The following is a 14,327-nucleotide window of genomic DNA, read 5'->3' as shown; positions in this document are numbered from 1 at the left end:
AGAAACCTAGATGAGGTAGGCAACACCCAGCCCCATCCATGCCCATCACCACATCAGGTCATCCGGCACCTGATAGGCCGCGTATGGATCATCGGCATCCGGTGCTTCAGTTGGCGTGTTGAGCAGTACGATGCGCTGCGCGTCACGCTCCTGAATTTTCAGCGCCGCCTCGCGCGGGATCACCTCGTAGCCGCCGCCGTGGCGCACGATAGCCAGCGAGCCGCTGCTGAGCTTGTTGCGCACCAGGGTATTCACCGACAGACGCTTAACCTTTTTGTCGTCGACGAAGTTGTAATAATCCTCGGTGGTCAACTTGGGTAGGCGCGACACCTCGATCAGTTGCTTGATCTGTGCGGCGCGGGCCTTTTTCTCGACCTTCTCCTGCTGCTGGCGGTTAAGCTCCTGATCACGCGCGGCCTTCTCGGCCATGGCCTGTTGAGCGGCGAGTTTTTGCGACTCGTCCTTCTCAATATGGCCTTTCTGTTCCAGACGCTGCTTTTTCTGTTTTTCCTTGCCGGCCTGCTTGGCCTGCTTTTCGTTGACCAGCCCAGCCTTGAGCAACTGGTCGCGTAGTGAGAGAGCCATAACCTACCTTTCCAACCATCAATATTGAGTGAGCGCACTCACTTGCCGCATGTCGCAGCCAGTGCCGTGGCGCCCACGTATTCAGCAACTAGGCGTATATTTTTCCAGCTTCTTCGCTTCGCCCCACAGCGCATCCAACTCTTCCAGAGTGCAATCTTGCATAGCTCGCCCCGCTTCGCGCAATGCCTGCTCGATAAAACGGAAGCGGCGCTCAAACTTGCCATTGGCCGCACGCAAGGCCGTTTCCGGATCAACCTTGAGGTGCCGCGCCAGATTGCTGACCACAAATAGCAGGTCACCGATCTCTTCAGCAATTGCCAAAGGATCGTTTTCACTCATGGCCTCCAACACCTCATCAAGCTCTTCACGCACTTTATCGACTACCGGCAAGGCCTCCGGCCAATCGAAGCCAACCTGTGCGGCGCGTTTTTGCAACTTGATCGCCCGACTTAAACCCGGCAACGCCACGGGCACATCATCCAACAAGGAAAGCTGCTCAGGCACAGCAGCCTTTTCGGCACGCTCTTCGGCCTTGATCTCCTCCCAACGCTGCTTCACCGCCGCCTCTTCCAGCTTGGCTACATCGGCTGCGCCATACAGATCGCCATCGGGGAACACATGCGGGTGACGGCGCAGCAGTTTGCGGGTAATGCCATCGACCACGTGAGCAAACTCGAAGCGCCCTTCTTCGTGCGCCAACTGGCTGTAATACACCACTTGAAATAGCAGGTCACCCAGCTCACCAGGCAGGTGATCAAAGTCACCGCGCTCGATGGCATCGGCCACTTCGTACGCTTCTTCCAAGGTGTAGGGCACGATGCTCGCGTACGTCTGCTTCAAGTCCCAGGGGCAGCCATACTGCGGATCACGCAGGCGGGACATTAGGTGCAGCAAATCATCGAGTTGGTACATAAAAAATTCCGGTATTGCGCATCCGCAGGATGGGTTAGCGGCGCGGAAACGAATCTCGCAGCCATGATAAAACCAGCGCGCCGCGTAACCCATCAAACCAATACAGCGCTAATACCGATGATGGGTTACGGCGCACCCGATCCAGCACCCGTTAGCGTAACTGTGGCATGCGCCTAACCCATCCTACAACGGCACCGCAGCCGCTCAGGAAGCTCGATGGCGACGGGCTTCAATGATATTTGGCAGCTGAGAGATACGCCCCAGCAAACGCCCGAGGGCATCCAACCCGGGAATTTCCACGGTGATCGACATCGACGCCGTGTTGTCTTCCTTGTTCGAGCGCGTGTTTACCGCCAGCACGTTGAGGCGCTCATTGAGCAGCACTTGGGTTACGTCACGCAGCAAACCGGAGCGGTCGTAAGCGCGAATGATCACGTCTACCGGGTAGGTCTGCACCGGCACCGGCCCCCAGCTGACCTGGATGATCCGCTCGGGCTCGCGCCCGGCCAGTTGCAGCACCGAAGCGCAGTCCTGGCGGTGAATGCTCACGCCCCGACCAAGAGTGATGTAGCCGACAATCGGATCACCCGGCAGCGGCTGGCAGCAGCCCGCCATCTGTGTCAGCAGGTTGCCCACGCCCTGGATCTGAATATCGCCACGCTTGCCTGGCTTGAAGCCCAGCGCCTTACGTGGGATCAGCTCCAACTGCTCGTTAACCCGATCCGGCTCGACCAGTTGCTGCGCCAGGTTAACCAGTTGCGCCAGGCGCAAGTCGCCAGCGCCGAGGGAAGCGAACAGGTCCTCGCTGGTCTTCATATTGGCCTTCTCGGCCAGTTTGTCGAAGTCCACCGGCGGCAGCGCCAAGCGCTGCAGTTCGCGCTCCAGCTGCGCCTTGCCCGCAGCGACGTTCTGGTCGCGGTCCTGCAACTTGAACCAGTGGACGATCTTCGCCCGCGCCCGCGAGGTGGTGACGTAGCCCAGGTTGGAGTTCAGCCAGTCGCGACTCGGCGTACCGTGCTTGCTGGTGATGATCTCCACCTGCTCACCGGTTTGCAGGCTGTAGTTGAGCGGCACGATGCGCCCGTTGATCTTCGCGCCACGGCAGTTGTGGCCGATTTCGGTGTGCACGCGGTAGGCAAAGTCCAGCGGTGTCGCGCCTTTGGGCAAGTCAATCGCATGACCATCCGGGGTGAACACATAGACCCGGTCCGGCTCGATATCGACGCGCAGCTGCTCGGCCAAGCCGCCGATATCACCCAGTTCCTCATGCCATTCGAGCACCTGTCGCAGCCAAGAGATTTTCTCTTCGTAATGACTGGAACCGGACTTAACGTCGGTGCCCTTGTAGCGCCAGTGCGCACAAACCCCCAGTTCAGCCTCTTCATGCATGGACTGGGTGCGAATCTGCACCTCCAGCACCTTGCCTTCCGGGCCAAGAACCGCAGTGTGCAGCGAGCGGTAGCCGTTTTCCTTGGGGTTGGCGATGTAGTCGTCAAACTCTTTCGGGATGTGCCGCCACAAGGTATGCACGATGCCCAGCGCGGTGTAGCAATCACGCACCTGCGGCACCAGCACCCGTACTGCGCGCACGTCATAGATCTGGCTGAATTGCAGGCCTTTGCGCTGCATTTTTCGCCAGATCGAATAAATATGCTTAGCCCGGCCACTGATATCGGCCTGCACACCGGTGGCTTCCAGCTCACTGCGCAGCTGGTCCATCACTTCATTGATGTAGTGCTCGCGATCCAGCCGACGCTCATGCAACAGCGTGGCGATCTGCTTGTATTGCTCGGGCTCCAGGTAGCGGAAGGACAGGTCTTCCAGCTCCCACTTGATATGCCCGATGCCCAGGCGGTGAGCCAGCGGCGCGTAGATGTCGAATACTTCGCGGGCCACGCGCTGACGCTTCTCGTCATCGGCCTCTTTTACCGCGCGAATCGCGCAGGTACGTTCGGCCAGTTTGATCAAGGCCACGCGCACATCGTCGACCATCGCCACCAGCATCTTGCGCAGGTTTTCTACCTGCGCTTGAGAGCCGAGCACCAGAGAGTCACGCGGATTCATCGAGGCGCTGATCGCCGCCATACGTAGCACGCCGTCAACCAACTTGGCGACCACCGAGCCGAAGCGTTGGTGAACCTGTGGCAGCGATACCTTGCCCTCGCGCACGCAGCGATAGATCACGGCGGCGACCAGGGAATCTTGGTCAAGCTTGAGGTCGGCGAGGATCTCGGCGATTTCCAGACCGGAGCGGAAGCTTGACGCCCCTTCGGTCCACAGATTCTGCGCCGCATTGGCTTGCTGCTCCGCCTCACGGGCGAACTCGCAGGCATCACGCAGAGCGTCATGATCCAATGCCGGATCAACACTCAAAACATGAGCAAGCCAAGCCTCAAGGTTAATGCTGCCGTCATCATTGATCGGCTGATGTGCTCTGACCTGAACCATCTTGCTACCTTCCCTACAACAGACCAATGGCCTGCCGAATAGTCGCCGGCTTCTGTGAGCCGGTCGGTTTAACCGCTTGAAAGCGCAATTCCTGTGCGCCCCGTTGCAACCAGATAGGGGCTCGCCCCTAAACAACCAATCCGTTTACGCCCCAGCTACTGGCGAACAAACAGCGCCATCGCTTCAACATGCGCGGTTTGCGGAAACATATCGAGAATACCCGCACGTTCCAGCTGATAACCCTGCGCAAGCAATTCGGCGCTATCACGCGCCAGGGTGGTCGGGTTGCATGACACATACAACAGCCGTTTAACGCCCAGCGCCCCGATCTGCTTAACCACCTGCAGCGCACCATCGCGCGGCGGGTCCAGCAGCACGGCGGCAAAACCACCTTGCGCCCAGCTCGCGTCAGCCAGCGGGTTCGACAGGTCCGCCTGATAAAAGTGCGCGTTGCCTAAGCCATTAGCCGCTGCATTCAACTCGGCGCTCTGGACCATAGCCTGTACACCCTCTACAGCGACCAGCTCACGCACCCGCTGCGCCAACGGCAAGGCAAAATTACCCAACCCACAAAACAGATCCAACACCCGATCATTTGCCTGTGGCGCCAGCCACTCCAGGGCCTGCGCCACCATGGAGTCATTGACGGGTTGGTTGACCTGAATAAAGTCTCCCGGGCGATAAGCCAAGCTGAGGTCATAAGCATCCAGGCGATAACTCAATTGCTGAGCCGGGTCGAACGGTTGCGGCTCACCACTGCCCTGCAGCCACAACTGCGCGTCGTGCTCGGTACAAAACGCCTGCAAGCGGCTCACGTCAGCCTCGCTCAATACCGCGGTATGCCTTACCAGCACAGCACTGCAACTGCCGCTGAACAACTCGACATGACCAATGGACTGGGGTTTTTCCAGCTCACGCAAAACAAGGGACAATGCACCCAAGATCGGCTGCAAGGGCTGTACCAGAACCGGGCACTCGCTGATGGCGATAATCTCCTGACTGGCGGCGGCACGAAAGCCGACGTCCAGACGCTTGGCCTTGTGGTCCCAGCGCACGGCAATGCGTGCACGCCGACGATACGCCAGCTCTGGACCGACCAGAGGCGCGGCCCATTCACGCGGTTCAAGATTAGCCAAACGGCTCAGTTGCTCGGCAAGCATGCGCTGTTTCAGGGCAAGCTGGTCAGCATGCGGCATGTGTTGCAGGCTGCAACCGCCACACACTTTGGCGTGGATGCAGGCTTCACTACGGCGCGCCGCGCTGGCAGTGAGAATCCGCTCCGCGCGCGCTTCGACCACCTTGCCATGGGCACCCAACACCCGCGCTTCGACCTGCTCGCCGGCTAGAGCACCACTAACAAACCAGGTGCGCCCTTCACTGAAGCCAATGCCCCGACCATCGTTGGCCAGGCGCTCAATGGCGAGCTTGTGCTTCTTGCCAACCGGCACTTGCGGCGCACGTGAACCGCCACTGGGTTGAAAGCGCAGACCGCCGTCTTTCTTAGCCATCAGTTGCTCTTGTCATCAGTGTTCGGGGCGTCGTAAACGCCACTGGACAGATAACGGTCACCACGGTCGCAAATGATCGCCACCATGACTGCATTCTCGACTTCCTGCGACAAACGCAGCATGGCTGCCACCGAGCCGCCGGAGGAAACCCCGCAGAAGATGCCCTCTTCCCGCGCCAGCCGACGCATCACCTCTTCGGCTTCCTGCTGACCCATATCGATAATGCGATCAACCCGCTCAGCCTGGTAAATGCTCGGCAGGTATTCCTGCGGCCAGCGACGGATACCGGGGATCGAAGCCCCTTCCATCGGCTGCAGACCGACGATCTGCACCTCGGGCTTCTGCTCTTTCAAGAAGCGCGAAACACCCATAATGGTGCCGGTGGTGCCCATGGAGCTGACGAAATGGGTAACTTGCCCAGCCGTTTGCTGCCAGATTTCCGGGCCTGTGCTGGTGTAGTGGGCAATCGGGTTGTCGCCGTTGGCGAACTGATCAAGCACCTTACCCTTGCCATCGGCCTGCATCTGCAACGCCAAGTCGCGGGCCTCTTCCATGCCGCCGACCAAAATCAATTGCGCGCCGTAAGCAGTCATCGCCGCCTTACGCTCGGCGGTGGAGTTGTCCGGCATGATCAGCACCATCCGGTAACCCTTGATCGCTGCGGCCATGGCCAGGGCAATGCCGGTGTTGCCGCTGGTGGCCTCGACCAGTACATCGCCAGGCGCGATATCACCACGCAGTTCGGCGCGCGTGATCATCGACAACGCCGGACGGTCCTTCACCGACCCCGCAGGGTTATTGCCTTCCAGCTTTAGCAGCAAGGTGTTGCTGGTATTGCCAGGCAGGCGCTGCAGACGTACCAATGGGGTATTGCCGACGCAATCGGCGATGGTGGGATAGTGCTGAATCATGGAGGCCGCTCAAATCCGGACTGACGCGAAGGGTCGCCATAATACGCCGAACCCGCAGCGGCATCACGCCATGATGCCCGTGAAGCAGAATGAGCGGAGCAATTAGCCCACTCAGCGACTCACCCCACCAACCAGAACCACAGCGCTGCGGCATAAACTCAGCTGCATATCGGGCATCAGCACGGCTGTTGCAAGGCGTTACAAAGCAACCACTGCAGTAGCGCAAAGTGAGACCTGATTGCAGGCTAGGCACTGACTAAAGACAGGTTCAGCCTTAAGCCTCGTGCAGCGTTCTGCGCCCACAGCTGCCCGCCCTGCAAACGCACTGCACTGCGTGCAATCGCCAACCCCAAGCCGAAACCTTCGCCACCAGGCCGCGCTGCGCACAAGCGGGTAAATGGTCGGAATATGTTTTCCAGCTGATTTTCCGCTACGCCTCCACCTTGGTCCTCCAGCCACAAATGCCAGTGCTGCTCAATTTGATGGCCGCCGAGGCGAATAACGCCATCCGCTGGCGAATGCCGAATGGCATTGCGCAGGATGTTCTCCAGCGCCTGCGCCAAACCATTCAAATGCCCCAGAACCCGACAGTCTGCCGGTAACTCGCAGATCAATTGAGTCTCCGGCCAAGCGCTTTCAAAACACGCATTTTCAGTCAGCACATCCCATAGCGCACGAATGTCGATTTCCTCCATCGGCAATTGCGGCCGCTCGGTATCCAACCACGCTAATTCGAGGGTGTTATCCACCAACTGCTGCATACCCTCGACTTCGCGCTCCAGGCGTTGACGCAGCACCTCAAGATCACTGGCGCACTCACTGGCGACCCGTAAGCGTGAGAGCGGTGTGCGTAACTCGTGAGACAGGTCGCGCAACAGCTGGCGCTGATAGCCAACCGTGCTTTCAAGGCGCTCGGCCATATGATCGAAAACCCGCCCCAGCTCGCCAAACTCATCACTCCGCCGGCTAACTTTATCGCCAACCCGAGCCCCCAGATCGCCTGCGCTCAATGCAGTAGCCTGACGCTGCAGCGCACTGAGTGGCGCGATCAGCGCGCGGTACAACAAAACCCCAAGCAATACAGCAAGTACCGCAGGCAATAGCCGCTGCAGCAAAAGCTCCCAAACCTCGTTGTATTTACGTGGGCTTAACTCGCGCGGCAACTCCATCACCAGGCGATATTTAGCATCACTGAAGGGCACATAGAACGTCGGCCAACCATTGGGACGCCCCATGGTGCCGCTCAGTGGACGGATAAATAGCAGACGCTCCTTATCGTCCCCATTCAACGGCTGCTGGGCGAGCGACCGATGCTGGTCATCGACCACCACAGCCCAAACCTGCTCACGCTCGCGCAAATCGCGCAAAAATGCCTCAACACCTGCCGCGCCATGCTCGTGCCAGGCACTCTCGGCCTCGCGCGCGTAATTACGCAGAATCAATTTTGACGACTCGGGCAGGCGCGAAGTTGCCTCATACACCCGCCGACTGAGATCGATATGCAAGCTAGCCTGCAACAAGCAAAACAGCCCAAGTACAGCGGCTAGCTTCCAGAACAGCGAATGGCGGCTAGGCATATTCATGCGTCCAGGCACGTCAGCAGATAGCCTTTAGCCCATACCGATGTCAACCGACAAGCGACGTAACCAATAGCCGCCAGCTTGCGGCGAATATTACTGACATGCATATCCAGGCTGCGGTCGTGCTGCGAGTAGCCCCGGCGCAACACGTGCTGATACAGGAAGGGTTTACTCAAAACCTCTTCCTTGTGCTGCCAAAGTAGCTCCAGCAAGCGATACTCGGTGGTCGTCAGCGCGGCCCATTGGTGCCCGTGCTGCACATCGGTACGTGCATCATCGAAGTGCAGCAGAGAGTCGCCAATGCACGGTTGTGGCGGGCTGCGCTCATAAGCCACACGTCGCAGGATGGCCTCTATCCGCACCACCATTTCACCCATGCTAAATGGCTTGGGCAGGTAGTCATCGGCCCCTTGGCTGAAGCCTGCGATACGATCCTGCTCGGCACCCAGGGCCGACATTAGGATTACCGGCACGCGCCGCGCACGCCGAAGTTCAGCCAGCACGTCCAAGCCGCTGCGGGTGGGCAACATGATGTCCATCAGAATCAGGTCGAAATCCTCTCTGCACGCCAGCGCCAAGCCTTCGTCGCCGTCATGGCGCAGCGCTACGCTGAAACCACAGCGCCCAAGGTGTTCGCCTAAATGAGCAGCCAAAATGGGGTCGTCCTCAATGGCCAGGACACGCGCAGGAAGACGACTTTCAACGTTCATGGGAAAAACCTGCATATGCGAATATTTCTTGATTCAGCCATTCTGGCAAATACATCTACAGATTCCCACCCGTTGAATCGCTACACTGCCGAAATATCCACCTAGGAGGCTTCACGTGATCACGGATTTAGGCATTAAAGGCCGGGTGTTGATGCTTACCCTGCTGCCAACCAGTTTGCTGGCGCTGGTGCTCGGCGGCTATTTCACCTGGGTACAACTGTCCGACCTGCAGGGGCAGCTGCTGCAACGCGGGGGAATGATCACTGAACAGCTTGCCCCACTGGCCGCGCCAGCCTTGCAAGCCGGCGATGCCGTGCTGTTGCAGCGCATCGCCACTCAGGCCTTGGAGCAACCCGATGTGCGCGCCGTCAGCTTTCTCAGTATCGAGCGCAGCACTCTGGCCCATGCCGGCCCACGCATGCTCAACCTGCCGCCGAGCGCTGATGAACTTCAGCCTGTGCAAAGCAACGACCAGAACGCCACACGTTTTCTCCTGCCGGTATACCGCCAGCACCTGAGCCTGACGGGTACAGACGTCAGCGAGCCGAGCACGCAATTACTCGGCTGGGTGGAGTTGGAGTTGTCGCACCACAGCACCTTGCTCAGCGGCTACCGCAGCCTGCTCGCCAGCCTATTGCTAATTGCCACCGGCCTGATGGTGACAGCTCTGCTTGCCGTGCGCATGAGCCGTACCATCAATGACCCCCTGCGGCAGATCAAACACAGCGTTGCCCAGCTCAAGGACGGCCACTTAGAAACCCGCCTGCCGCCACTTGGCAGCCATGAGCTGGATGAACTGGCCTCGGGCATCAACCGCATGGCCGAATCCCTATTGAATGCCCAGGAAGAACTGCAACACAGCGTCGACCAGGCGACTGAGGATGTACGGCACAACCTGGAAACTATTGAGATCCAGAACATCGAACTGGACCTGGCGCGCAAGGAGGCCCTGGAAGCCAGCCGGATCAAATCCGAATTCCTCGCCAACATGAGCCACGAGATCCGCACGCCACTCAACGGTATTCTCGGTTTCACCAACCTGCTGCAGAAAAGCGACCTGACTCCGCGCCAGCAGGATTACCTGGGCACCATCGAGAAGTCCGCCGACAGCTTGCTGGCCATCATCAACGAGATTCTCGATTTCTCGAAGATCGAGGCCGGCAAGCTGGTGCTAGAAAACATCCCGTTCAACCTGCGCGACTTGCTGCAGGACACCCTGACCATCCTCGCCCCCGCTGCCCATCAGAAGCAGCTGGAATTGCTCAGCCTGGTTTATCGCGATACACCGCTGTCATTGATCGGCGACCCATTGCGGCTCAAACAGGTACTGACCAACCTGGTGAGTAACGCGATCAAGTTCACCCGTACCGGCACCATCGTTATTCGCGCCATGCTCGAAGATGAGAGCGTCGATCACGCGCAGTTGCGTATCAGCGTGCAGGACACCGGCATCGGCCTCTCCGATGAGGACCTACGCGAACTGTTCCAAGCCTTCAGCCAGGCCGACAACTCGTTGAGTCGCCAGGCCGGCGGCACGGGCCTGGGTTTGGTGATTTCCAAACGTCTGATTGAGCAAATGGGTGGCGAAATCGGCGTCGACAGCACCCCAGAAGAAGGCTCGGAGTTCTGGATCACCCTGAGCCTGCCCAAAGCCCGCGACGATGCTGAAGACCTACCGCGCCCAGCACTGCTCGGTCGTCGTGTGGCCGCCCTGGAAAGCCACGACCTGGCCCGCCAGGCACTGCAACATCAATTGGAAGACTGCGGTCTGCAGGTCACGCATTTTGACAACCTCGACAGCCTGCTCGCTGCCGTGACCGAAGCGCGGCACAGCACACAACCTTTTGAACTGGCAGTACTTGGCGTGAGCACCCAGACCTTCGCGCCGGAGCGCCTTGAGCAGTGCATTTGGGATCTTGAGCGGCTGGCCTGTAAAATCCTCCTGCTCTGTCCCACCACGGAGCAATCGCTCTACCACCGCCTGTTACCGGATGCTTACAGCCAGTTACAAGCCAAGCCAGCCTGTACCCGCAAACTACAGCGCGGCCTGGCCGAGCTGGTCAGTCCACGGCAAAGCCCTAGCGACAGCACCCAATCACCGCCCAGCCGGCCACCACTGATTCTCTGTGTCGACGACAACCCGGCCAATCTGCTACTGGTACAAACCCTGCTAAGCGATATGGGCGCTGACGTGAGCATCGCTAATAGCGGCTACGAAGCGGTTGAAAAAGCCGCCGAACAATCCTTCGACCTGATTTTTATGGACGTGCAGATGCCCGGCATGGACGGCCGCCAGGCCACCGAAGCGATTCGCCAGCTGGAAACTGAACGCAACCAGGGCCCCGTCGCGATTGTCGCGCTGACCGCCCACGCCCTGGCCAACGAAAAACGCGCCCTGCTGCAAAGCGGCCTGGATGACTACCTGACCAAACCCATCAGCGAGCGCCAACTGGCCCAAGTGGTACTCAAGTGGACGGGCCTGGCCCTGCGTAACCAGAGCAGCGAACACGCCGGCATCAGCACAACCCATAACGATCTCAGCGTGTTGGATGCCGATGAAGGCCTGCGCCTGGCCGCTGGCAAAGCCGACCTGGCCGCCGACATGCTGAGCATGCTGCTGGCAGGGCTTCCAGCCGACCGCCAGGCCATCCAGCAAGCCCGCGAAAGTGGCGAGCGCAACAGCCTGATTGAGCGTGTACATCGCCTGCATGGCGCGACCCGCTACTGCGGCGTGCCGCAGTTACGCGCCGCCTGCCAGCGCAGCGAAACCCTGTTAAAACAGAACGATCCAGCGGCCCAGCACGCCTTGGACGAACTGGATGCAGCCATCGCGCGCCTGGCCAAAGAAGCCCACGTCAGCGCCTGAATCAGGTCGACCACACTCACACGTCGAGGAGCGTCATGCGCATCATCTTGTTCAGCAGCAAACCCTACGACCAACAGAGCTTTAGTGCCGTGGAAGTCCCTGACGGCTGGCGGCTGAGCTTTCAGGAAGCACACCTGCGCGAAGACAGCGCCGGGCTGGCCGCCGGCTATCAAGTGGTCTGTGCGTTTATCAATGACGACCTCAGCGCTCCCGTATTACGCCAACTGGCCGCAGGCGGCACGCGTCTGATTGCCCTGCGCTCGGCCGGTTACAACCATATCGACCTACACGCCGCACAGGCACTAGGCCTGACCGTGGTGAGAGTACCGGCCTATTCGCCACACGCCGTCGCCGAACATGCGCTGGCGCTGATCATGACCCTCAACCGCCGCACCCACCGGGCCTTTAACCGGACGCGCGAAGGTGATTTCACGCTGCGCGGGCTGATTGGCTTTGACCTGCATGGCAAAACCGTCGGCATCATTGGCGCTGGGCAGATCGGCCTGACCTTTGCCAGGATCATGGCCGGCCTCGGCTGCCAGATTTTATTTTATGATCCCAAACCAATCAGCGACCTCGCCAGCCTCGGCGCGCAGCAAGTCCCATTGGATGAACTGTTAGAGCGCAGCCACATCATCAGCCTGCACTGCCCGCTTAACAGCGCCACCCACCACCTGATCAACGCTGCACGTTTGCGGCAGATGCGTCGCGGCGTAATGCTGATCAATACCGGGCGCGGGGCGCTGATTGATACGCCAGCACTGATCGGCGCGCTAAAAAGTGGCCAGCTGGGGTATCTAGGGCTGGATGTTTATGAAGAAGAGGCCGAACTGTTCTTTGAAGATCATTCCGAGCACCCCCTGCAGGACGATGTGCTGGCGCGCCTGCTGAACTTCCCCAATGTACTGATTACCGCACACCAAGGCTTTCTCACTCACGAAGCCCTGGCTGCGATCGCCAGCACAACCCGCGACAATATCGTCGCCTGGCAAGCTGACGCGCCAATCAATCAGCTGCTTCCTGCCGCGTGATAGCATTTGCGCCTTATTGGAGGATTCATGGCTGAACACGACTTTCGCTACAACCTGCTCAACCCAGAGCACACCCTAATCGAGTGCCGCGCCTTGGCACCCGGCCGTTATCAGGTCACCGGAAATGGCGGCTCAATCCAGAGCGGTGACACCTTGCTGGTCACCCTTAAAGGCAGCCGCGAGCTATCTATGCGCCTGCTGACAGATAAAGTTCGTCATCTGATCAATCCGCGTGGCCAGTGGGTCGCAGTAGCGACCGGACCGGCGTTTGGTGAGCTGGCGATATTCAATTGGCAAGTCAATTGCGACAGCTGCAATGCCCAGCTCGACTTCGAGTTCGCGGTCGACGCCGCTCTCGGCAAAAAAGCCCAGGCACCTGCCGCCGAAGCGCGCGTCAAAGAACTCGGCTGGCAGTCGAAAAACGCCAAGCATCTGTGTCCTAAGTGCATCAGCAAAGAGGCGCTATGAAACAACCTCTGTCACTCAGCTTGCTGGCCGTGACCCTGGCAGGCTGCGCAACATCCGCACCGCAACTGGAAACCGAGCGCACTTACCAGGTGGAATGGATTGGTGAGCGGCCGTTGATCGACCGCAGCCACCTGACCATTACCCTGGGTGATGATGGTCGCGCCTATGGCAACGCCGGCTGCAACCACTGGTTTGCCGGGTACACCTTGGCCGGTGACAAAATCAGCTTCAGCGCAGCCGGCAGCACCCGAATGATGTGCGCGCCGGCGCTAATGGAGCAGGAATCACGCTTTCTCGATAGCCTGAGCAAGGTACAACGCTGGGACTTCTCAGCGACCGAACAACTGCGCCTGTGGCCCGCCGAAGGCAAACCGCTGCGCCTATGGCCTGAAAGCAAATAACTACACGGCGTTACTGAGCACATAAAAATGGCCAGGAGCTATTTTAAACGTCGCGCAGCGACGGCCCGAAGGGTGGCTGCCATGGATGGCAGGCCATAAAAAAGGGAGCCTGAAGGCTCCCTTTTTTGTGGCAACTGAAACTCAGTGAATGATCTGGCTGAGGAACAGCTGAGTACGCTCGTTCTGCGGGTTGTTGAAGAAGGCATTTGGCTCGTTCTGCTCAACGATCTCGCCTTTATCCATAAAGATCACCCGGTTCGCCACGGTACGGGCAAAACCCATCTCGTGGGTTACGCAGAGCATGGTCATACCGTCTTCAGCCAGGCCGATCATGGTATCCAGTACTTCCTTAACCATTTCTGGGTCGAGGGCCGAAGTCGGCTCGTCGAACAGCATGATTTTTGGCTTCATGCACAGTGCACGGGCAATCGCCACACGCTGTTGCTGACCACCAGAAAGCTGGCCTGGATACTTGCCGGCCTGCTCCGGAATACGCACACGCTCCAAGTAGTGCATGGCAATTTCTTCGGCCTGCCGCTTGGGCATTTTGCGAACCCACATCGGTGCCAAGGTGCAGTTTTGCAGAACCGTCAGGTGCGGGAACAGGTTGAAGTGCTGGAACACCATGCCCACTTCGCGGCGCACGGCCTCAATTTGCTTGAGGTCGTGGGTCAGCTCAGTGCCGTCAACAATGATGCGGCCCTGCTGGTGCTCTTCAAGACGGTTCAGGCAACGAATCGTGGTCGACTTGCCCGACCCAGAAGGCCCGCACAGGACGATACGCTCGCCCCCTTTAACATCAAGATTAATGTCTTTGAGCACATGGAATTGGCCGTACCATTTATGTACGCCCTGCATCTGGATCATGCTTTCCACAGCTTCAGGCTTTTTATTTGCTTCACTCATC

At 59.1% G+C, this 14,327-nt stretch carries 12 protein-coding genes; 4 read left to right on the top strand and 8 right to left on the bottom strand.

The features are described 5' to 3' along the window. Positions 1-45: 45 nt before the first annotated feature. From VCA57_RS12890 to VCA57_RS12860, 7 genes are all read right to left on the bottom strand, one after another. The gene (locus tag VCA57_RS12890) at positions 46-585 is read right to left on the bottom strand and encodes a DUF2058 domain-containing protein (protein ID WP_411185426.1); all 540 of its coding nucleotides are present in this window, start codon (positions 583-585) and stop codon (positions 46-48) included. An 81-nt stretch (positions 586-666) separates the two neighbouring features. Continuing rightward, positions 667-1,497, bottom strand: coding sequence for a nucleoside triphosphate pyrophosphohydrolase (mazG, locus tag VCA57_RS12885; protein ID WP_411185425.1), 831 nt, complete (start codon positions 1,495-1,497; stop codon positions 667-669). A gap of 204 nt (positions 1,498-1,701) precedes the next feature. Beyond that, on the bottom strand, positions 1,702-3,945 hold the full coding sequence (gene relA / locus VCA57_RS12880; protein ID WP_411185424.1) for a GTP diphosphokinase: 2,244 nt from the start codon (positions 3,943-3,945) through the stop codon (positions 1,702-1,704). Positions 3,946-4,100: 155 nt separating this feature from the next. Beyond that, positions 4,101-5,453, bottom strand: a complete 1,353-nt coding sequence (gene rlmD / locus VCA57_RS12875) for a 23S rRNA (uracil(1939)-C(5))-methyltransferase RlmD (RefSeq protein ID WP_411185423.1) — start codon at positions 5,451-5,453, stop codon at positions 4,101-4,103. Further along, on the bottom strand, positions 5,453-6,364 hold the full coding sequence (gene cysM, locus VCA57_RS12870) for a cysteine synthase CysM (RefSeq protein WP_411185422.1): 912 nt from the start codon (positions 6,362-6,364) through the stop codon (positions 5,453-5,455). The genes rlmD and cysM overlap by 1 nt, the downstream gene beginning before the upstream one ends. 245 nt (positions 6,365-6,609) lie before the next feature. Then, on the bottom strand, positions 6,610-7,947 hold the full coding sequence (locus tag VCA57_RS12865; protein ID WP_411185421.1) for a histidine kinase sensor domain-containing protein: 1,338 nt from the start codon (positions 7,945-7,947) through the stop codon (positions 6,610-6,612). After that, positions 7,944-8,654 carry a response regulator transcription factor gene (locus tag VCA57_RS12860; protein WP_411185420.1) on the bottom strand — a complete coding sequence of 237 codons (711 nt, stop codon included), beginning with the start codon at positions 8,652-8,654 and terminating at the stop codon, positions 7,944-7,946. Before VCA57_RS12860 ends, VCA57_RS12865 begins: the two co-directional genes overlap by 4 nt. A 115-nt stretch (positions 8,655-8,769) precedes the next feature. On the opposite strand from VCA57_RS12860, the gene VCA57_RS12855 reads away from it, so the two are divergent. From VCA57_RS12855 to VCA57_RS12840, 4 genes are read left to right on the top strand one after another with little or no spacing between them, the layout of a single operon-like run. Then, positions 8,770-11,520: an ATP-binding protein gene (locus VCA57_RS12855; RefSeq protein WP_411185419.1), complete on the top strand. Its 2,751-nt coding sequence runs from the start codon at positions 8,770-8,772 to the stop codon at positions 11,518-11,520. A gap of 35 nt (positions 11,521-11,555) precedes the next feature. Further along, positions 11,556-12,551, top strand: coding sequence for a 2-hydroxyacid dehydrogenase (locus VCA57_RS12850; protein WP_411185418.1), 996 nt, complete (start codon positions 11,556-11,558; stop codon positions 12,549-12,551). A gap of 27 nt (positions 12,552-12,578) precedes the next feature. Continuing rightward, complete coding sequence (locus tag VCA57_RS12845; protein ID WP_411185417.1) at positions 12,579-13,019, top strand: hypothetical protein; 441 nt, start codon at positions 12,579-12,581, stop codon at positions 13,017-13,019. Next, positions 13,016-13,420 carry an META domain-containing protein gene (locus VCA57_RS12840; RefSeq protein ID WP_411185416.1) on the top strand — a complete coding sequence of 135 codons (405 nt, stop codon included), beginning with the start codon at positions 13,016-13,018 and terminating at the stop codon, positions 13,418-13,420. Before VCA57_RS12845 ends, VCA57_RS12840 begins: the two co-directional genes overlap by 4 nt. 141 nt (positions 13,421-13,561) lie before the next feature. Here VCA57_RS12840 and VCA57_RS12835 read toward each other — a convergent pair whose 3' ends face one another. Then, entirely contained in the window at positions 13,562-14,326 is a 765-nt protein-coding gene (locus VCA57_RS12835; RefSeq protein WP_411185415.1) for an amino acid ABC transporter ATP-binding protein, read from the bottom strand. Position 14,327: the final 1 nt, after the last annotated feature.

Origin of the sequence: Pseudomonas sp. (assembly GCF_046581935.1) — a bacterium.
Lineage (GTDB): Bacteria > Pseudomonadota > Gammaproteobacteria > Pseudomonadales > Pseudomonadaceae > Aquipseudomonas.
This window is presented reverse-complemented; position numbering and strand designations above follow the sequence as displayed.

What these genes read in the sequence shown, in the direction of transcription:
- VCA57_RS12890 (WP_411185426.1), bottom strand. Translation starts at nt 585, where the DNA reads ATGGCTCTCTCACTACGCGACCAGTTGCTCAAGGCTGGGCTGGTCAAC.
- mazG (WP_411185425.1), bottom strand. Translation starts at nt 1,497, where the DNA reads ATGTACCAACTCGATGATTTGCTGCACCTAATGTCCCGCCTGCGTGAT.
- relA (WP_411185424.1), bottom strand. Translation starts at nt 3,945, where the DNA reads ATGGTTCAGGTCAGAGCACATCAGCCGATCAATGATGACGGCAGCATT.
- rlmD (WP_411185423.1), bottom strand. Translation starts at nt 5,453, where the DNA reads ATGGCTAAGAAAGACGGCGGTCTGCGCTTTCAACCCAGTGGCGGTTCA.
- cysM (WP_411185422.1), bottom strand. Translation starts at nt 6,364, where the DNA reads ATGATTCAGCACTATCCCACCATCGCCGATTGCGTCGGCAATACCCCA.
- VCA57_RS12865 (WP_411185421.1), bottom strand. Translation starts at nt 7,947, where the DNA reads ATGAATATGCCTAGCCGCCATTCGCTGTTCTGGAAGCTAGCCGCTGTA.
- VCA57_RS12860 (WP_411185420.1), bottom strand. Translation starts at nt 8,654, where the DNA reads ATGAACGTTGAAAGTCGTCTTCCTGCGCGTGTCCTGGCCATTGAGGAC.
- VCA57_RS12850 (WP_411185418.1), top strand. Translation starts at nt 11,556, where the DNA reads ATGCGCATCATCTTGTTCAGCAGCAAACCCTACGACCAACAGAGCTTT.
- VCA57_RS12845 (WP_411185417.1), top strand. Translation starts at nt 12,579, where the DNA reads ATGGCTGAACACGACTTTCGCTACAACCTGCTCAACCCAGAGCACACC.
- VCA57_RS12840 (WP_411185416.1), top strand. Translation starts at nt 13,016, where the DNA reads ATGAAACAACCTCTGTCACTCAGCTTGCTGGCCGTGACCCTGGCAGGC.
- VCA57_RS12835 (WP_411185415.1), bottom strand. Translation starts at nt 14,326, where the DNA reads ATGAGTGAAGCAAATAAAAAGCCTGAAGCTGTGGAAAGCATGATCCAG.